The sequence below is a fragment of the Mesorhizobium terrae genome (genome assembly GCF_008727715.1).
In the GTDB taxonomy this organism is placed as follows: Bacteria; Pseudomonadota; Alphaproteobacteria; order Rhizobiales; family Rhizobiaceae; genus Mesorhizobium; species Mesorhizobium terrae.
In genome coordinates this window covers 2,861,215-2,880,007 of the sequence record NZ_CP044218.1, presented here as the reverse complement: position 1 = coordinate 2,880,007, position 18,793 = coordinate 2,861,215, and the positions used below count along the sequence as shown (strand labels likewise).

The window sequence follows — 18,793 nt, the reverse complement described above, 5'->3', positions numbered from 1 at the left end:
CTTCGCGATGAAAAAAGGTCAGGCCGCGCCGATGCGCAGCAAATCGTGGAAATGCACGAGGCCCACCGGCACGCCGTTTTCAACCACAACCAGCGCACCGATATTATGCTTGTTGATCAAGGCGATCGCCGCGCCTGCCATCAAGCTCGGCTCGATCGTCTTCGGCGAGCGGGTCATGATGCTGTCGACCGTGGTCTCGGCGAGGTTGCGGTGCAGGTTACGACCCAGGTCACCGTCGGTGACGATGCCGGCCAGCTTGCCGTCGCTGTCGACCACGCACACACAGCCGACCTTCTTCTGCGCCAGCGTCATCACCGCCTCGGGCATCTTGGTGCCGAGCGCAACGAGCGGAATCTGGTCGCCGGTGCGCATGATCTCGGAGATCAGCGTCAGATTGGCGCCGAGCTGGCCGCCGGGATGGAAGGTGCGGAAATGGTCCGGCGTGAAGCCGCGCGCCTCAAGCAGCGCGATGGCGAGTGCATCGCCCATCGCCAGCTGCAAAAGCGTCGAGGTGGTCGGTGCCAGTCCGTGCGGGCAGGCTTCCTGCGCCTTGGGCAGCGCCAGCACCACGTCGGCGGCGCGCGCCAGCGCCGATTTCTCGCCGGCGGTGAGGCCGATGAGCGGAATGGAAAAGCGCCGCGAATAGTCGATGATGCCCTTGAGCTCCAAGCTCTCGCCCGACCACGACAGCGCGATGATGGCATCGTCCGGCGCGATCATGCCGAGATCGCCGTGATTGGCCTCGACGGGATGAACAAAGAAAGCCGGCGTGCCGGTCGAAGCCAGCGTCGCGGCGATCTTGGAGCCGATATGGCCGCTCTTGCCGACGCCAGTGACGATAACGCGGCCGGTGATGCGCGAAAGCGCGTCGACAGCCTGCGCGAACGGCTCGGCCAGGCCGTCTTCAAGGGCCGTGCTGAGCGCGGCCAATCCCGCCTGTTCGGTGGCTACGGTTCTGAGCGCCGAAGCGATCGCGGCCTGACGGTCCGCCCGCTTCCTCTTCAAGCTTGCAGCATGCATGGACGAAGCGCTTAGCGCTTCATGCACAATCTGTCCAATTCAATCGTCCAGGGCCGTGAACAGGCCCCGGCCTAACACTCCATTAACCATCACAATTTACGGTTCGGTAAGCATGGCGCGGGGGTGCGCCACGAATGTGTGGTGACGATGTCGCGGGCCCAGCCTGACAAGAGCAGCCAGAAAAGGACGGCCGCCGGCGCTTTGCTGCTGGCGGCGACGGCTTTGCCATTGCTTTTGATGCAGCCCTCCTTTGCCCAGCAACTCGACCTGCGCGGCGCCGTCAACGACCCGTTCACGCCGCAAGCCCAGCCGGGTGCCCTGCCCCCCGCCAACCAGCCGGGCGTCGCGCAGAACCAGCCGCTCAACGGCGCGGCCGCGCCTGCAGCACCTGCGGCCGGCATCGCCGAACCGGCCTACCGGCCAACGAGCCGCGGCGCCCTGCCCCAGGACCTCAACGCGGCACCCGCCGATGCCACCGGCAATGTCGACGCCGCCGGCAACGCGTTGCCCGCCGACAATGGCGGCGCCAACGGTGCGGCAGCAGCCGCTCCGGCGGACCCCTTCGCCGACCAGCCCCTGACGACCAACCGGCGCCAGGCCGGCGCTTCGGCAAGGACACCCGCGGCCAATGCCGCCCGCGCCAACACGACCGGACAGCGCAACCGCAACGATGCGACGACCGCGCGGAACAACGGGCAAAACAACCGCGCGACGGCGCGGCGCAATGCCCCTCGCCGGCCAGGCGCGACGGCGACCGCGGCGGCAGCCGGAGCGGAAGCCGAGGTCGACCGTAACCTGCGCACGGGAACCGTCGATCTGGCCGATCGCCAACCGCTCGACCCCCGCGCCCAACGCACCGGCCCTATCGAGGGCGGCCGCGCGCGGCCGGACGACACGCCTTACGCACCGCTCGGCATCAAGGTCGGTTCCTTCACGCTGCGGCCTTCGCTGGGACAGGGCGTGCTGGCCACCTCCAATGCCGATTCCAGCGCGAACGGCCGCTCGGCAACGATCTCGCAAAGCACGCTGCGTCTCAACGCGACGTCCGAGTGGGCGACCAATTCGGCCGTCATCGACGGCTATGGCACCTTCCGCAAGAGCTTCTCCGGCCAGGATGTGAAGGAGCGGCGCGGCCGCATCGAGGGAACGCTGAATGTCGACCTCGACCATGATTGGCGCGCCATTGCCAAGCTGGGCTACGAAACGGCGCCTGAGGGCGCGACCTCGCCAGCCGGCGTGCCGGGCGCGATCACGCAGCCGCAGCGCAACACGTTCGACGGCAGCCTCGCCATCCAGAAGAACATCGGCAAGCTGCGGCTTGGGCTGAAAGGTGCCGCCCAGCGCGACGTCTTTGGCGACGCCACCCTGGGCGACGGCACCATCCAGTCGCAGGAGACGCGCAACTCCACCCTCTACACCGCCACCCTGCGCGGCGGTTACCAGATCTCGCCGGCCCTCACCCCCTTCACCGAAATTGAGGTCGGCCGGCGCGTCTTCGACCAGACCGCGGACCTCAACGGCTTCGAGCGTTCGTCCAACCGGCTTGGCGTGCGCGGCGGCCTCGAACTCGACATGGGCGAAAAGTTGAGCGGCGAGGTTTCGGCCGGCTGGATGCGCGAAGCCTTCCAGGACAACCGCTTGCAGCCGGTTTCGGGCGCCACCGTTGCCGCCAATATGCGCTGGTCGCCGGTGCGCGGAACCATCGTCGGCCTGACTGGCGAAACCACGCTGGAAGACACCACCACGCCTGGCCAGAGCGGCTCGATCCTCTATTCCAGCGGCCTCACCTTCGAACGCCAGCTGCGCGCCAACCTGACCGGCAACGCCGCCCTTGGCCTCGCCTATCGCGACTATATCGGCTCCAGCGACCACGACCTGATCTACAGTGGCCAGGTCGGCGCCACCTGGTGGCTCAACCGCTATCTCGGCGTCACCTCGTATCTCCGCCACGAACGGCTGAGCAGCAATGTCGAGGGCCGCCCCTCGAAGACCAACAGCGTCTATCTGGGGCTGACGCTGCAGCGCTGAGGCTGCCCAAGACCAAATGCAGGCCCGAAACAAAACCGGCCGCCTTGCGGCGACCGGTTTCGACAGGGATCGAAGATGTGGAAAGCGGTCAGACGACCGAAGCCTTCACGCCGGCCTTCTCGAACTCGTCGAGCAATGTGCGGATGACGCTCGCCATGTTGCCGTTCACGTCCTTGCGCCAGAGCGCGAAAGCGACATTGGCCTCGATGAAACCTTCGGGCGAGCCGCAATCGAAAGTGCGGCCCTGGTAGTGATAGCCGTAGAAGGATTGCTTGTCCTTCAGCTTCAGCATGCCGTCGGTGAGCTGGATCTCGTTGCCGGCGCCGCGTTCCTGGTTTTCCAGGATGCCGAAGATTTCCGGCTGCAGGATGTAGCGGCCGTTGATGTAGAAATTGGACGGCGCCGTGCCCTTCTTCGGCTTCTCGACCATTTCGGTGATGCGGAAGCCGGTGTGGGTGTCCTCGCCACGCCCGACGATGCCGTATTTGTGCGTCTCTTGCGGATCGCACTCCTGCACCGCGATGATGTTGTTGCCGGTCTCCTCGTAGAGCTCGACCATGTCCTTCATGCAGCTTTTTTCAGACTGCATGATCATGTCGGGCAAGAGAAGCGCGAACGGTTCGTCGCCGACCAGGTCGCGCGCACACCACACCGCGTGGCCAAGGCCGAGCGGCACCTGCTGGCGGGTGAACGAGGTCTGTCCAGGCGCCGGCTGCAGGCGCTGCAGGCGCGACAGCACCTCGTCCTTGCCGCGCTGGGCGAGCGTGTCATAGAGCTCGAACTGGACGTCGAAATGATCCTCGATGACCGCCTTGTTGCGGCCGGTGACAAAAATAAAATGTTCGATGCCGGCTTCGCGGGCCTCATCGACGACATATTGGATGACCGGTCTGTCGACGACGGTCAGCATCTCCTTCGGGATGGCCTTGGTGGCGGGAAGGAAGCGCGTGCCGAGGCCGGCGACCGGGAAAACTGCCTTGCGTACTCTTTTCATCAATCAACGATCCATTGCGGATGACAGGGTCAATCCCTGCTTCACGACATTTCCATGCCGGAATTGAAGACTAGTGAACAGGCTGCCAGACTAGGGCTTTGCAGTCAAAAATCATTAAAAATTATATCAGCACTGCTTTTGGCCTCGCGTCGGGTCTATGGTAAACCAAATCCTAACCGGGTTCGGCCATGAATGCTCTTCCTGCGATGATAATGGAGGACATGATGCCCATTCGCACCGCCGCCAAAAAGTTTGCCGGCATGATCTCGGCAGCGGCGCTTTCGCTTGCTCTTATTCTGCCGGCGGGCCCGGCTTTCGCCGACGCCGGCTTCCGTCATTGGGTCGCGTCCTTCCGCGCCAGCGCGGTGCAGGCGGGCGTTTCCGGCGCCGTCTATGACGCCGCATTCCGAGACATCAAGGACCCCGACCCGGAAGTGCTGCAGAAGGCGCGCTTCCAGCCCGAATTCACGGCGCCGGCCTGGGATTATTTCGACAACCGCGTGCATGAGCAGGCGATTTCCAACGGCCAGGCGATGGCCCGCAAATGGAAGCCGTGGCTGGACAAGATCGAGGCCCGCTTCGGCGTCGACCGCTACATCCTGCTCGCGATCTGGTCGATGGAATCGAACTATGGCGAGATGCTGAAGCGCGACGACGTCATGCGCAACGTCATCCGCTCGCTGGCCACCCTCGGCTACGGCGACCAGAAGCGCTCGAAATATGCCCGCACCCAGCTGATCGCCGCGCTGAAGATCCTGCAGACGGGCGACATCGACGAAAGCCACCTGCAGGGCTCTTGGGCCGGCGCGATGGGCCACACCCAGTTCATTCCGACCAGCTACCAGACCTATGCCGTGGATTTCGACGGCAACGGCAAGCGCGACATCTGGAACTCGGTGCCGGACGCGCTGGCCACCGCCGCGAACCTGCTCAAGAAGAACGGCTGGCAGTCGGGCAAGACCTGGGGCTACGAAGTGACCCTGCCCGACGGAAAAGTGCCGGGCGGCTCCATGTCGCTGTCGAAATGGCAGGCGCTGGGCGTAACCCGGGCCAGCGGCAAGCCGTTCAAGAACGGCACCGACCGCGCCGAACTGAAGCTGCCGGGCGGCCGCGAAGGCCCCGCCTTCCTGATCATCAAGAATTTCCAGGTGATCAAGCGCTACAACAACGCCGACAAATACGCCTTCGCCGTCGGCTTGCTGGCCGACCAGATTGCCGGCCGCGGCGCGCTGGTCAACGACTGGAGCCGGCCCTTCACCAAACTGAGCTTCGCCGAGAAACAGGAACTGCAGCAGCGCCTGGCCGAGCACGGCTATTACGACGGCAAGTTCGACGGCAAGATCGGCCAGGCCTCCAAGGATGCCATCTCCGCCTATCAGTCGAGCGCCGGCTTGACCCCGGACGGCCATCCGAGCATGGAAGTGCTGAAGGTATTGCGGCGGAAATGACCGCATAGGCAACGGAGACGCATAGCTTGGCATCGCGGTTCTTGGCACCTTTGCGCCGCCTGCCGGTTCTGCTCCTGGCCGCCGGCTTCCTTGCCGTCGGCATCGCCGCCGCCTGGCAGGCGCCGGCCTTCGCCCAGGAAGACCCGGAGGCGCGGCCGTGGTCGCTGCGCGACCTGTTCTTTCCCCGCCGTAGCGAGCGGCTGGTGCCACCCGGCCAGATCGGCCAGCCGCAGAAGCCGAAGCACAAACCGAAGCCGGTCGTGCGCAAGCCCGTCGAGCCGCCGGTCACCGCCGTCGAGAAGACGACCGACGCCCGCGTCATCCTGGTGGTTGGCGACTTCCTGGCCAGCGGCCTTGCCGAAGGGCTGAACGAGTTCTTCGCCAACAATCCGGCCATCAAGGTCGTCGACCGCGCCAAGGGCTCGTCCGGCTTCGTGCGCGACGACGTCTACAATTGGCCGCAGGAGATCGCCGCACTGGTGGCGGCGGAGAAGCCCGCCGCCGTCATCGTCATGATGGGTTCCAACGACCGCCAGCAGATGAAGGTGGGCGACGAGCGCGAAACCCCGCGTTCGGAAGTGTGGACCAAGGCCTACGAATTGCGCACCCAGGCGCTGGCCAAGGCGCTGGCCGGCACGAAGGTGCCCTATCTGTGGGTCGGCATGCCGGCCTTCAAGCCTTCGAAGATGACCGCCGACATGCTGGCCTTCAACGGCATCTACCGCGCTGCCGCCGAAGCCTATAACGGCGAGTTCGTCGACATATGGGACGGCTTCGTCGACGAGAACGGCGCCTTCGTTTCGACTGGTCCCGACGTCAACGGCCAGCCGGCCCGCCTGCGTGGCGACGACGGCATCAACCTGACGCGCGGCGGCAAGCGCAAGGTGGCCTTCTATGCCGAAAAGCCGCTCCTGAAGATCCTCGGGCTTTCAGGGCTGCTCGGTGCCGCACCCGCCGCGCTGCCGGCCAGTCCTTCACCGCCGGGCATGCTGATGCCGCCGGCGGCGGCACCGATCCCGATCGACCGCACCGAGCCGATGGCGCTCGGCGACCCGGCGCTCGACGGCGGCTCGGAGCTTTTGGGTGCGACACCGCCCGCGAAACCCGCCTTGGTGCTTCCCGGCGAAAAACTGGCGGTGCAGGGTATCGCGCCGCCCGCTTCGCCCGGCCGGGCGGACGACTTCTCGCTGTCGCCAAAATCGCAGCCGGCCGCTGCACCGGACAAGACCGGCGCCTTGCGGCCCTAAGCGGACAAGCCTCTACGATAAAGGGGAGAACGAAGCGCCGGATTTCCTTGAAAGGCCCCGGCGCCAGGCCGCGTCAGCGCGGCAGAACGCTCGAACCGGTCAGCGCCTCATCAATGGCGCGCGCTGCCTGGCGACCCTCGCGGATCGCCCAGACCACCAGCGACTGGCCGCGGCGGATGTCGCCGGCGGCATAAAGCCGGTCAACACTGGTGCGGTAGTCGCTGTCGTTGGCGGCGACATTCCTGGAGCGCCGTGCGTCGGTGGCGATGTCGAGCTTGCCATCCAGTTCAGCGGTCACCGCGCCGTCGATCGGTCCGGCGAAGCCGATGGCGATGAAGGCGAGATCGGCGCGGATGACGAATTCCGAACCCGGGATCGGCTTGCGCTTCTCGTCCACTTCGCAGCATTTCACGCCGGTGAGCTGGCCTTCCTCGCCGATGAACTCCAACGTCGCCACCTGGAACTCGCGTTCAGCGCCTTCGGCCTGCGACGAGGACGTGCGCATCTTGGTCGCCCAGTAGGGCCATACGGCGAGCTTGTCTTCCTTCTCCGGCGGCTGCGGGCGGATGTCGAGCTGGGTGACGCGCACCGCGCCCTGGCGGAAGGCGGTGCCGACACAGTCGGAAGCGGTGTCGCCACCACCGACCACCACGACATGCTGGCCACCGGCCGTGATCGGCTCTGACTGCCAGGCAACCGACTGGATGTCCTCGCCGCCGACGCGCTTGTTCTGCTGGACGAGATAGGGCATCGCGTCATGCACGCCCTCGAGATCGTCGCCCGGAATGCCGGCAGGACGCGGCGTTTCCGAACCGCCGCAATAAAGCACGGCGTCGAACTCGGCGAGCAACTCCTCCACCTTCTTGTCGACGCCGACATTGACGCCGCAATGGAAGGTCACGCCTTCGCCCGCCATCTGTTCGACGCGGCGGTCGATATAGTGCTTTTCCATCTTGAAGTCGGGAATGCCGAAGCGCAGCAGGCCGCCGGGGCGGCTCTCGCGCTCATAGACATGCACGTCATGGCCGGCGCGGCCAAGCTGCTGGGCCGCCGCCATGCCGGCGGGACCCGAGCCGATGATGGCGACCTTCTTGCCGGTCTTCTTCTCCGGCGGATAGGGACGGACATAACCGGTCTCATAGGCCTTGTCGGCCAGTGCCTGTTCAACCGTCTTGATCGCGACCGGGATGTCCTCGAGGTTCAGCGTGCAGGCTTCCTCGCAGGGCGCCGGGCAGATGCGGCCGGTGAATTCCGGAAAATTGTTGGTCGAGTGCAGGTTGCGGATCGCCGCGTCCCAGTCGCCATTGTAGACGAGATCGTTCCAGTCCGGGATCTGGTTGTGGATCGGACAGCCCGTCGGGCCGTGGCAGAAGGGAATGCCGCAATCCATGCAGCGCGCGGCTTGCTTCTCGACTTCCGGCTGCGACATCGGCAGCGTGAATTCGCGAAAATGCCGGATACGATCGGATGCCGGCTGGTACTTGTGCACCTGCCGGTCGATCTCGAGAAAACCTGTTACCTTGCCCATGTCTCGGTTCCTGTAGAGCACGTGGCGGGGTTACCGCCGCACCCGTTATCCTCATCCGGTCGCGAGCGCAACCGCGGGATCGGGTCATTGATTGGCTGGGTGGTGATGGGCGCCGGGAAGCGATTGCCTCCCGGCCGACCAATTGCCTATTCGGCCGCCACGCTCATGCGGGCGCGCTCCATCTCCTGCAGCGCGCGGCGATATTCGACCGGCATGACTTTCCGGAATTTCGGCCGGAAGGTCGCCCAATTGTCGAGGATCTCCTTGCCCCGCGTCGAACCGGTGTAATGCACATGGTTCGAGATCAGCTGGTAGAGGCGCTCCTCGTCGTGGCTGGTCATGTCGCCCGATACGTCGACGCGGCCCTTGTGGTCGATGTCGCCGCCGTGATGGAGCAGTTTTTCCATCAGGTCGTCCTCTTCGGGAACCGGCTCCAGCTCGACCATGGCCATGTTGCAGCGGAGCGCGAAATCGCCCTCCTCGTCCAGCACATAGGCGACGCCGCCGGACATGCCGGCGGCGAAGTTACGCCCGGTTTTGCCGATGACGACAACGACACCGCCGGTCATGTATTCGCAGCCGTGGTCGCCGACACCCTCGACGACCGTGACCGCGCCGGAGTTGCGCACCGCGAAACGTTCGCCGGCGACACCGCGGAAGTAGCACTCGCCTTCGATGGCCCCGTAGAGCACGGTGTTGCCGACGATGATCGAATCCTCGGCGACGATCCTGGCATCATCCGGCGGGCGGATGACGATGCGTCCGCCCGACAGGCCCTTGGCGACATAGTCGTTGCCGGCGCCGATCAGATCGAACGAAATGCCGCGCGCCAGGAAGGCGCCGAAGGACTGGCCGGCGGTGCCGGTCAACGTCACCTTGATGGTGTCCTCGCGCAGCCCCTTGTGGCGGAAGCGCTTGGCGACCTCGCCCGACAGCATGGCGCCGGCCGAGCGGTCGACGTTGCGGATCGGCAGCGCGATCTCGACCGGCTGGCGCGCTTCGAGAGCGGGCTTGGCCTGTTCGATCATCTGGCGGTCGAGCACGTCGTCGATCGGATGCTTCTGGCGCTCGGTCCAGTGCACGGCCTCGCGCGGCGCCTCGGGCTTGTAGAACATTTTCGAGAAGTCGAGCCCACGCGCCTTCCAGTGATCGATCAGCTCGCGCTTTTCGAGGAGGTCGGTGTCACCGATGATCTGGTCGAGATGAGTGTATCCCATTTCGGCCAAAAGCTCGCGCACCTCTTCCGCCACGTAGAAGAAGTAGTTGATGACGTGCTCGGGCGTGCCCTTGAAGCGCTTCCTCAAAACCGGGTCCTGGGTGGCGACGCCGACCGGGCAGGTGTTGAGATGGCACTTGCGCATCATGATGCAGCCGGCCGCGATCAGCGGCGCGGTCGAGAAGCCGAACTCGTCGGCACCGAGCAACGCGCCGATGATGACGTCGCGACCGGTGCGCAGGCCGCCGTCGACCTGCAACGCCACGCGGGAACGCAGCCCGTTCAGCACCAGCGTCTGGTGCGTTTCGGCAAGACCCATTTCCCAAGGGCTGCCGGCATGCTTCAGCGAGGTGAGCGGAGATGCGCCGGTGCCGCCGTCATAACCGGAGATGGTGATGTGGTCGGCGCGTGCCTTGGCGACACCCGCCGCGACCGTGCCGACGCCAACTTCCGACACCAGCTTGACCGACACGTCGGCGGCCGGGTTGACGTTCTTCAGATCGTAGATCAGCTGCGCCAGATCTTCGATCGAATAGATGTCATGGTGCGGCGGCGGCGAGATCAGGCCGACGCCTTGCGTCGAATGGCGCACCTTGGCGATCGTCGCGTCGACCTTATGGCCGGGCAGCTGGCCGCCCTCGCCGGGCTTGGCACCCTGCGCCACCTTGATCTGCATCATGTCGGAGTTGACGAGATATTCCGCGCTCACCCCGAAGCGGCCCGATGCCACCTGCTTGATGGCGGAGCGCTCCAGATTGCGGCCGCCGCCCGGAAGCGGCAGGTAGCGGTCCGGCTCCTCGCCACCCTCGCCGGTGTTCGACTTGCCGCCGATGGTGTTCATGGCGACCGCCAGCGTGGTGTGCGCCTCCCTGGAGATTGAGCCGAAGGACATCGCGCCGGTGGAGAAGCGCTTGACGATCTCTGCCGCCGTCATCACCTCGTCCAGCGCAACCTTCTTGCGGCCGGTCTCTTCGGCCTTTCTGATGCGGAACAGGCCGCGAATCTGCTGGGCGCGCGCCGCTTCGCTGTCGATCTGGGCCGAGAACTCCTTGAAGGTCGACCACGACCCCTTGCGCACGGCGTGCTGCAGCGTGGCGACCGCGTCGGGCGTCCACATATGGGCTTCGCCGCGCATGCGGTACATATATTCGCCGCCAACCTGCAGGCTGTTGCGCAGCACCGGATCGTCGCCGAAGGCATCGCCGTGCCGCTCGACCGTTTCAGCCGAGACTTCGTCCAGCCCGACGCCCTCGATGAGGGTGGCAGTGCCGGTGAAGTACTTCTCGATGAACTCGCTCTTCAGCCCGACCGCGTCGAAGATCTGCGCCCCGCAATAGGACTGGTAGGTCGAGATGCCCATCTTGGACATGACCTTGAGCACGCCCTTGCCGAGCGACTTGATGTAGCGCGAGACCACTTCGTAGGCGTCGACCTCTTCCGGCAGCTCGCCCTTCCTGTGCATGTCGAGCAGCGTGTCGAAAGCGAGATAGGGGTTGATCGCCTCGGCGCCAAAGCCGGCAAGGCAGCAGAAATGGTGCACTTCGCGCGGCTCGCCCGATTCCACGACGAGGCCGACCGACGTGCGCAGGCCCTTGCGGATCAGGTGATGGTGCACCGAGGCCGTGGCCAGAAGCGCCGGGATGGCGATGCGGTCCGGGCCGATCTGGCGATCGGACAGGATGATGATGTTGTAACCGCCGGCAACCGCCGCCTCGGCACGGTCACACAGGCGCTCGACCGCGCCCGCCATGCCCGACACGCCTTCGGCGACCGCGTAGGTGATGTCGATGGTCTTGGTGTCGAAACGATCCTCGGTGTGGCCGATGGAGCGGATCTTCTCCAGATCGCCATTGGTCAGGATCGGCTGGCGCACTTCCAGCCGCTTCTTGCGCGAGGTGCCGACGAGGTCGAAAATGTTAGGCCGCGGCCCGATGAAGGAGACCAGGCTCATCACCAGTTCCTCGCGGATCGGGTCGATCGGCGGGTTGGTGACCTGGGCGAAGTTCTGCTTGAAATAGGTGTAGAGCAGCTTCGACTTGTCCGACATCGCCGAAATCGGCGTGTCGGTGCCCATCGAGCCGACGGCTTCCTGGCCGGTGACGGCCATCGGCGCCATCAAAAGCTTCAGGTCTTCCTGGCTGTAGCCGAACGCCTGCTGGCGGTCGAGCAAGGTGACATCCTTGCGCAGCGCGCGCGGCTCCACCGGGTTCAGGTCTTCCAGCACGAGCTGGGTGCGCTTCAGCCAATCCTTGTAGGGATGCTGCGCGGCGATCTCCTTCTTGATGTCCTCGTCGGAGATGATGCGACCCTCGACCAGGTCGATGAGCAGCATTTTGCCCGGCTGCAGGCGCCACTTCCGGACAATGCTCTTTTCCTCAACCGGCAGCACGCCGGCTTCCGAAGCCAGGATGACGCGGTCGTCGTCGGTGACGATGTAGCGGGCCGGACGCAGGCCGTTGCGGTCGAGCGTGGCGCCAATCTGGCGCCCGTCGGTGAAGCAGACGGCGGCCGGCCCGTCCCACGGTTCCATCAGGGCGGCGTGATATTCGTAGAAGGCCTTGCGGTCGGCATCCATCGACTTGTTGCCGGCCCAGGCTTCCGGGATCAGCATCATCATCGAATGGGCAAGCGAGTAGCCGCCCTGGAACAGGAACTCGAGCGCGTTGTCGAAGCAGGCCGTGTCCGACTGTCCTTCATAGGAAATCGGCCACAGCTTCGAGATGTTGTTGCCGAACAGCTCGCTGTCGACCGAGGCCTGGCGCGCCGCCATCCAGTTGTTGTTGCCGCGCACCGTGTTGATTTCGCCATTGTGGGCGACCATGCGGTAGGGATGCGCCAGCTTCCACGACGGGAAGGTGTTGGTGGAGAAGCGCTGGTGGACGAGGATCAGCGCCGTCTCGAAACGCGGGTCGGACAGGTCCTTGTAATAGGCGCCGACCTGGTAGGCCAGGAACATGCCCTTGTAGACGATGGTGCGCGCCGACAGCGAGACGCAGTAGGAGCCGATGTCCTTGTTGTTGTTCTCGGCATAGATGCGGCCGGAGATGACCTTGCGCAGGAGATAGAGGCGTGCCTCGTATTCCTCGTCATTGTCGATATCCGGCGTGCGTCCGATGAAGACCTGGCGGTGGTACGGTTCGGCAGCCGCGATATCGGGCGCCTTCGACAAAGAGGAGTTGTCGACCGGCACATCGCGAAAACCGATCAGCGGCAGGCCTTCCGACTGCGCTGAGTCGCGGATGATCTCGTCGACATGCGCGCGCAGCTCGGGATCGCGCGGCATGAACCAGTGGCCGACGCCATATTGGCCGACCGGCGGCAGCTCGATGTCCTGCTTGGCCATCTCCTCGCGGAAGAACCTGTCGGGGATCTGCACCAGCACGCCGGCGCCGTCGCCCATCAGCGGGTCCGCACCCACCGCGCCGCGATGGGTCAGGTTTTCCAGCATGAACAGGCCGTCCTTGACGATCTGGTGCGACTTCACGCCCTTCATCTGCGCGATGAAGCCGACACCGCAGGCATCATGCTCGTTGCGCGGATCGTACATGCCTTGAGCCGAAGGCGATCGATCGAAGAGCCCCGTAGTCGGGGTAGTGGTGGTTCGCAGGGCGGTTTTGACGGTGGCCGCTTTCGTCTGTGCAACCGGTGCAAAATCCGTCGTCACAGATAGCGTCGCTTCCGTCATCGTCCTGTCCTCCGTTCTGCGCCTTTTGGGCGCCTCTTCTCCAAGGGAAGCTTGGCGCTTCCCGTTCATAATTCTCGCACCTGTCGCGAAATCCTGGCGAACATGCCCTGGACCGGGCACTGTCCGGCCGGGTTCCGGCCTGTCATCGCTCGCCGATCGCGGCGGCAGCCGGACCGGCGTCGATCATACGCCAATCCAGCCTGGTTGGTATCGGTAAATAAGACAGCAATACTGTCCTAAATTTCTATGGCAGAATTCCCGACGCCATTCAAGACCGATTCGGAAAATTCACGGTCATTTGACGAAAGAAAATTACCTCAGACTGCCCGACATCGAAACTTTGTGGCTCGGTAGCACGTCCAGCCTCTGGCTCCAAACATCAGGACAGTGCTGGGCCTTGCGGACACAAGCGGAATGCGATCATGGTTCGCGCCTTCCCCGAGGCGAGGTGCGATCGGAATGCATCGACCCGGCCTCGTCTCGCTCTAATTCCCAGGAAAGACGGGCTACAGCATGTTTTTTGCCTCCGACAACTGGGCTGGCGCCCATCCCCGCATCAATGCCGCGCTCGGCGCGCACAACAGCGGCTTCGCCACCGCCTATGGCGACAGCGAGATCGACCGGGCCGTGACGCAGCGCTTCAGCGAAATCTTCGAGCGCGAGGTAGCGGTCTTCTTCGTGGCTACCGGCACCGCCGCCAACGTGCTTTCGCTGACCGCCTACAACAAATCTGGCGGCATCGCCTTCTGCCACCGGGAAGCCCACCTCATCGAGGACGAGTGCGGCGCAGCCGAATATCTCAGCGGCGGCGCGCGCCTGCATCCGGTGGACGGCGCGCTCGGCCGCATGGAGCCAAAGAACCTCGAAAGGGCAGTCGCCCGCTTCGCCGTCGACAATGTGCATGCTGGCCGGCCGATGGCCGTGTCGATCACCCAGGCGACCGAGACCGGCACTGTGCACGGCCTCGACGACATCGACGCCATTTCCAGGATCGCCAAAAAATACCGCCTGCCATTGCACATGGACGGCGCCCGCTTCGCCAACGCGCTGGTCTCGCTGGAGGCAACGCCGGCCGATATGACCTGGAAACGCGGCGTCGACATCCTCTCCTTCGGCGGTACCAAGAATGGCTGCTGGTGCGCCGAGGCGATCGTGCTGTTCGATCTCGACCGCGCCGAGGAACTCGCCTTCCTGCGCAAGCGCGCCGCCCAGCTCTTCTCCAAGTCGCGTTTCATCGCCGCCCAGTTCGAAGCCTATTTCAAGGACGATCTGTGGCTGGAAGTGGCCCGCCACGCCAACGCCATGGCGGCGCGCCTGGCCGCCGCGCTGGAGGATGCATCGAGCTCCAGGTTGGCCTGGCTGCCGCAGGCCAACGAGGTGTTCGCCGTCATCGACAGGAAGAAAGTCGAGAAACTGAAGGCGGCGGGCGCCGCTTTCTACGATTGGCACAAGCCGCATGGCTTCGACGGCCATATCGGCGAGAACGAAGGGCTCTACCGTTTCGTGACCAGCTTCGCCACCACCGAAAAGGACGTCGATCGCTTCGCCGACCTGCTCAAGGCCTGAGCGATCTTCCTGAAAGGCACGGGAGTAGCCGCGATGACCGCGATGTTTCAGGTCGATGCATTCTCGGACAGGATTTTCGGTGGCAACCCCGCCGCAGTGCTTGTTCTCGACGACTGGCTGGCCGATGCCGTCATGCAGTCGATCGCGGCCGAGAACAATCTCGCCGAAACAGCCTTCGCCCGCCCCAACGGCAAGGGCTGGGACCTGCGCTGGTTCACGCCGGTCCACGAGGTCGACTTCTGCGGTCATGCAACGCTGGCGACGGCGCATGTGCTGGCGGCCCATCTTGGCGTCACCGGCATCATGGCGTTTTCGACCCGTGTCGGCGAGTTGCGCGTCGCGCCAGTCGAAGGCGGTTATCAGCTCGACCTGCCATGCTTCGCCCCCGAAACACTGCACGAATTGCCGGCGACGATTGCCGGGCCGCTCGAAGGTGTCGCCCGCGCGATTTTCCGCAATTTCGAGAACGTCTTCGCCGAACTGCCGGACGAAGCGGCGGTGCGCGCCTTCGTTCCGGATTTACCGAACATCGCTAAACTGGGCGCGCAGGGCCTTGTGATCACCGCGAAGGGCCAGGCCCACGATTTCGTCTCGCGTTATTTCGCGCCCGGCGCCGGCATTCCGGAAGACCCGGTGACAGGTTCGATCCACGCCACGCTTGTTCCCCATTGGGCGGACAAGCTTGGCAAGAACCGGCTGTCGGCATTTCAGGCCTCGGCGCGCGGCGGACATCTTTTGTGCGAGCTTGCCGGCGAACGGGTGCTAATCACCGGCAAGGCCGTGACTTTCATGGAAGCGGAAATCCACCTATCCTGATGCCGGCGCGCCCGTTCCGGCGCGGCCGCCTCTGCCAACGATATGGGTAAAGACCATGCCATCGACCGAGCTGCTGATCGCCTTCTTCGTCACCACGGCGATCTTCGCCTACATTCCGGGGCCTGCCATGCTCTATGCCGCGGCGCAGACGATTGCGCGTGGCCGCTGGTCTGGACTGATGGCGACGCTGGGCATCCATCTCGGCTGCTATGTCCACGTCATGGCCGCGGCCGCCGGCCTCTCGGTACTCTTCCATGCCGTGCCGGTGCTCTATCTGGTGGTGAAGCTCGCAGGCGCCGCCTATCTGGTCTGGCTGGGCATTTCGATGCTCCGCGCCAAGGCGGAAGGCGGCGATGCCGCGCTGCCCGCGCTGGAAGCAAAATCCGGCCGACGCGCCTTCCTGGAGAGCATCACCGTCGAAGTGCTCAATCCCAAGACCGCACTGTTCTTCCTGGCCTTCCTGCCGCAGTTCATCGACGCCTCCGCCGGCCTGCCGGTCTGGGCTCAGTTCCTGATCCTGGGAACGATCGTCAACCTGATCTTCTCGTCGGCGGACTTGGTCTGCGTGATGCTGGCGGGCGTGCTTGTCGCCCGGCTCAAGCGCTCGAGCGGCGCCCAGCGCCTGATGCGCCGCGCCGGCGGCACGCTATTGGTCGGGCTCGGCGCGCATTTGGCCCTGCAGAGGACGTGAGGGAAGCGACCTATCTCCCCCCTTGCGGGGGAGAAAGCGATTTCAGCATCTTAGCGAGCACGCCTGCAGGGCGGCGCAGTCTAAGTGCTAGAAATCGCAAGAGAGGGGATATTCAGCCGCGACCTTTGGTTTCCTGCAGGATCGCCTCGCAGACCGCGTCGAGATTCCTCTCCACCTCCTCGTTCCAGAAACGCAGGATGCGGAAGCTGTGCGCTTCGAAATGGCGATCGCGAACAACATCACCTTGCGAATCTGCATGCTGACTGCCGTCAACCTCGATGATCAGCCGCGCCTCGAAACAGACGAAGTCGAGAATAAAGCCGTCGAGCGGAACCTGTCGCTTGAACTTCAAGCCGTTGAGTTGGCGGTTGCGCAAAGCCTGCCAAAGCATGGTCTCGGCCTTGGTCGCGTGGGCGCGCATAGAGCGGGCAAAGCCACGATGTGACGGTCTGACCGGTTGACGCATTGCCGACAAATCCCCTCTCTTGCGATTTCTAGCACTTAGACTGTGCCGCCCTGCGGGCGTGCTCGCTAAGATGCTGAAATCGCTTTCTCCCCCGCAAGGGGGGAGATAGGGGCGCCGGCGCCAAAATTCCGTCTTCAGCCCACTTGACTTCAAGTTAACTTGAACTTGTAGAACCGCGAAACGGTCGATCCGGACCGCCGTCAGGCGGCTTCCAGGACAATCGCAATTCAAGGATGGGGCCGCGCCGCCGGGCATTGCCGGAGCGGTCCGCAGCAAGGAGACGACAATATGACATGGGCAGAAACAGCATTTCCCGCCAGTGCGACACGACCGGGAATTGGCCGCAAGGCGTCCCTTCTGCTCGTCGCGACCTTGACCATCATGGCCGGCACGACGATCTCGCCCGCGCTGCCGGCAATCGAGACGGCCTTTGCCCGGGTCGACGGCGTCAAGCTGCTCAGCCGCATGATGCTGACCCTGCCGGCGCTGTTCGTCGCCTTCTGCGCGCCGCTCATCGGCGGCCTCGCCGACCGTTACGGGCGGCTAAGGCTGCTGGTCGGCTCGATCCTGCTTTATGGGCTCGCCGGCATTTCGGGCCTGTTCGCCGACAGTCTGATGTCGCTGCTGGTCGGCCGCGCGGCACTTGGCGTGGCCATTGGCGGTATCATGACGCTGGCCACGGCGCTCGTCGGCGATTATTTCAGCGGCGCCGAACGCGAACGCTATCTCGGGCTGCAGCAGGCTTTCACCGGCATTGGCGGCGTCGCCTTCGTCGCCGCAGGCGGGCTCCTCGCCGACTATCACTGGCGCGCCCCCTTCGCCGTCTATGCCGTGGCCTTCGCCATTATCCCCGCGGTCGTCGCTTTCCTGACCGAGCCCACGCGCGCCGTCCGCGTCACCCAGGCGCCTGCACCGACCGGCGAAAACGCGATCCGGTGGCTGCCGGTCGCGGCGCTCTGTCTGCTCGCCTTCCTCGTCAACATGATCTTCTATTTCATCCCCTCGCAGCTACCGTTCTACATGCGCGCGGTCGGCATCGGCGCCGCCAGCAGCGCCGGCTTCACGCTGGGGCTGCACAATCTGGTGATGGCTGGATCGGCCCTCGCCTATGGCCGCCTGCGCTCGAGATTGTCCGTTTCGACGATCTTCGTCATTGGCCTTTGCCTGATGACGCTAGGGTTCGTGCTCATCTCGTTCTCGACGACGATGACCTCGGTGCTTTTCGCCATGGCCGTCGCTGGAGCAGGCCTCGGCCTCACCATTCCCAACCTGATATCGGCCATCATCGCGCTGACCAGTCCCACCACGCGCGGCAGGCTGGCCGGCATGGTCACGGCCTCGATGTTCATCGGCCATTTCACCTCGCCCTTCGCCAGCCAACCGCTGATTGAGGCCTTCGGCTATCAGGAGGCCTATCTTGCCGCCGCGAGCGGCCTTGCGGTCCTCGCCATCATCTGCGCGGCCATCGCGCTGAAAGGCGACGGCGGGAACAGGCGCTGATCGGGACACGACAAACAAAAAGCAGCGCCTCGCGGCGCCGCTTTCGTCTTGGGAGGGAGGCTTTGCGAAGCCGACCGCTTTAGTTGGCGGCCTTGGCCTCGATCTGCTTGGCCTTGGCCGGAGCAGCCGAGATGGCGATCTTGCGGGGCTTCAGCTCTTCGGGAATGTTGCGCTTCAGGTCGATGTGAAGCAGGCCGTTCTTGAGCGCGGCACCGACGACATCGACATGGTCGGCAAGCTGGAAGCGGCGCTCGAAGGCACGCGCGGCGATGCCGCGATAAAGCACTTCGGAACCTTCGCCATTGGTCTCGTCCTTGCGCTCACCCTTGATGGTCAGCACGTTGCGGTGGGCCTCGATCGAGACTTCATCTTCCGCGAAGCCGGCGACCGCCATCGAAATCCGGTAGGAATCCTCGCCGGTGCGCTCGATGTTGTAGGGCGGATAGCTCTGGCCGCCTTCCGGCTGGGCCACCGAATCCAGCATGGTGAACAGCCGGTCGAAACCGACGGTCGAGCGATAGAGCGGGGAAAAATCGACATGACGCATGGTGTGTTCTCCTGTTGAGCAACATGGTTTGCGTAATGGCC

At 64.5% G+C, this 18,793-nt stretch carries 13 protein-coding genes; 7 read left to right on the top strand and 6 right to left on the bottom strand.

The window, feature by feature from the left end; all coding sequences use genetic code 11:
* Positions 1-18: 18 nt before the first annotated feature.
* Positions 19-1,020 (bottom strand): KpsF/GutQ family sugar-phosphate isomerase, encoded by a 1,002-nt coding sequence (locus FZF13_RS15195; protein ID WP_024925845.1) that lies wholly within the window; start codon positions 1,018-1,020, stop codon positions 19-21.
* A 147-nt stretch (positions 1,021-1,167) separates the two neighbouring features.
* On the opposite strand from FZF13_RS15195, the gene FZF13_RS15190 reads away from it, so the two are divergent.
* Complete coding sequence (locus FZF13_RS15190) at positions 1,168-3,048, top strand: outer membrane beta-barrel protein (RefSeq protein ID WP_024925846.1); 1,881 nt, start codon at positions 1,168-1,170, stop codon at positions 3,046-3,048.
* A gap of 88 nt (positions 3,049-3,136) precedes the next feature.
* Here FZF13_RS15190 and galU read toward each other — a convergent pair whose 3' ends face one another.
* Entirely contained in the window at positions 3,137-4,042 is a 906-nt protein-coding gene (gene galU, locus FZF13_RS15185; RefSeq protein WP_024925847.1) for a UTP--glucose-1-phosphate uridylyltransferase GalU, read from the bottom strand.
* Positions 4,043-4,266: 224 nt separating this feature from the next.
* Here galU and FZF13_RS15180 point away from each other — a divergent pair, with 224 nt between their 5' ends.
* Both FZF13_RS15180 and FZF13_RS15175 read left to right on the top strand, forming a co-directional pair.
* On the top strand, positions 4,267-5,490 hold the full coding sequence (locus tag FZF13_RS15180) for a lytic murein transglycosylase (protein ID WP_024925848.1): 1,224 nt from the start codon (positions 4,267-4,269) through the stop codon (positions 5,488-5,490).
* 26 nt (positions 5,491-5,516) lie between these two features.
* Positions 5,517-6,737, top strand: a complete 1,221-nt coding sequence (locus FZF13_RS15175; protein ID WP_024925849.1) for an SGNH/GDSL hydrolase family protein — start codon at positions 5,517-5,519, stop codon at positions 6,735-6,737.
* Between the two features lie 73 nt (positions 6,738-6,810).
* Here FZF13_RS15175 and FZF13_RS15170 read toward each other — a convergent pair whose 3' ends face one another.
* Together FZF13_RS15170 and gltB are read right to left on the bottom strand one after the other, a co-directional pair.
* Entirely contained in the window at positions 6,811-8,265 is a 1,455-nt protein-coding gene (locus tag FZF13_RS15170) for a glutamate synthase subunit beta (protein WP_024925850.1), read from the bottom strand.
* A gap of 146 nt (positions 8,266-8,411) precedes the next feature.
* Positions 8,412-13,166 (bottom strand): glutamate synthase large subunit, encoded by a 4,755-nt coding sequence (gene gltB / locus FZF13_RS15165; RefSeq protein WP_024925851.1) that lies wholly within the window; start codon positions 13,164-13,166, stop codon positions 8,412-8,414.
* A gap of 513 nt (positions 13,167-13,679) precedes the next feature.
* Here gltB and FZF13_RS15160 point away from each other — a divergent pair.
* The 3 genes from FZF13_RS15160 to FZF13_RS15150 are packed head-to-tail and all read left to right on the top strand — an operon-like array spanning position 13,680 to position 16,239.
* On the top strand, positions 13,680-14,732 hold the full coding sequence (locus FZF13_RS15160) for a threonine aldolase family protein (RefSeq protein ID WP_024925852.1): 1,053 nt from the start codon (positions 13,680-13,682) through the stop codon (positions 14,730-14,732).
* 33 nt (positions 14,733-14,765) lie between these two features.
* Entirely contained in the window at positions 14,766-15,548 is a 783-nt protein-coding gene (locus FZF13_RS15155) for a PhzF family phenazine biosynthesis protein (protein WP_024925853.1), read from the top strand.
* Positions 15,549-15,603: 55 nt separating this feature from the next.
* Positions 15,604-16,239: a LysE family translocator gene (locus FZF13_RS15150; protein ID WP_024925854.1), complete on the top strand. Its 636-nt coding sequence runs from the start codon at positions 15,604-15,606 to the stop codon at positions 16,237-16,239.
* 112 nt (positions 16,240-16,351) lie between these two features.
* Here the strand turns inward: FZF13_RS15150 and FZF13_RS29510 are convergent, their stop codons facing one another.
* Entirely contained in the window at positions 16,352-16,960 is a 609-nt protein-coding gene (locus FZF13_RS29510; RefSeq protein WP_343039669.1) for an endonuclease domain-containing protein, read from the bottom strand.
* A gap of 33 nt (positions 16,961-16,993) precedes the next feature.
* On the opposite strand from FZF13_RS29510, the gene FZF13_RS15140 reads away from it, so the two are divergent.
* Positions 16,994-18,205, top strand: a complete 1,212-nt coding sequence (locus tag FZF13_RS15140; protein ID WP_024926875.1) for an MFS transporter — start codon at positions 16,994-16,996, stop codon at positions 18,203-18,205.
* Between the two features lie 79 nt (positions 18,206-18,284).
* Here the strand turns inward: FZF13_RS15140 and FZF13_RS15135 are convergent, their stop codons facing one another.
* Entirely contained in the window at positions 18,285-18,752 is a 468-nt protein-coding gene (locus FZF13_RS15135; RefSeq protein ID WP_024926876.1) for an Hsp20 family protein, read from the bottom strand.
* Between the last annotated feature and the right edge of the window lie 41 nt (positions 18,753-18,793).

What these genes read in the sequence shown, in the direction of transcription:
- FZF13_RS15195 (WP_024925845.1), bottom strand. Translation starts at nt 1,020, where the DNA reads ATGCATGCTGCAAGCTTGAAGAGGAAGCGGGCGGACCGTCAGGCCGCG.
- FZF13_RS15190 (WP_024925846.1), top strand. Translation starts at nt 1,168, where the DNA reads ATGTCGCGGGCCCAGCCTGACAAGAGCAGCCAGAAAAGGACGGCCGCC.
- galU (WP_024925847.1), bottom strand. Translation starts at nt 4,042, where the DNA reads ATGAAAAGAGTACGCAAGGCAGTTTTCCCGGTCGCCGGCCTCGGCACG.
- FZF13_RS15180 (WP_024925848.1), top strand. Translation starts at nt 4,267, where the DNA reads ATGCCCATTCGCACCGCCGCCAAAAAGTTTGCCGGCATGATCTCGGCA.
- FZF13_RS15170 (WP_024925850.1), bottom strand. Translation starts at nt 8,265, where the DNA reads ATGGGCAAGGTAACAGGTTTTCTCGAGATCGACCGGCAGGTGCACAAG.
- gltB (WP_024925851.1), bottom strand. Translation starts at nt 13,166, where the DNA reads ATGACGGAAGCGACGCTATCTGTGACGACGGATTTTGCACCGGTTGCA.
- FZF13_RS15160 (WP_024925852.1), top strand. Translation starts at nt 13,680, where the DNA reads ATGTTTTTTGCCTCCGACAACTGGGCTGGCGCCCATCCCCGCATCAAT.
- FZF13_RS15155 (WP_024925853.1), top strand. Translation starts at nt 14,766, where the DNA reads ATGACCGCGATGTTTCAGGTCGATGCATTCTCGGACAGGATTTTCGGT.
- FZF13_RS15150 (WP_024925854.1), top strand. Translation starts at nt 15,604, where the DNA reads ATGCCATCGACCGAGCTGCTGATCGCCTTCTTCGTCACCACGGCGATC.
- FZF13_RS29510 (WP_343039669.1), bottom strand. Translation starts at nt 16,960, where the DNA reads ATGCCCGGCGGCGCGGCCCCATCCTTGAATTGCGATTGTCCTGGAAGC.
- FZF13_RS15140 (WP_024926875.1), top strand. Translation starts at nt 16,994, where the DNA reads ATGACATGGGCAGAAACAGCATTTCCCGCCAGTGCGACACGACCGGGA.
- FZF13_RS15135 (WP_024926876.1), bottom strand. Translation starts at nt 18,752, where the DNA reads ATGCGTCATGTCGATTTTTCCCCGCTCTATCGCTCGACCGTCGGTTTC.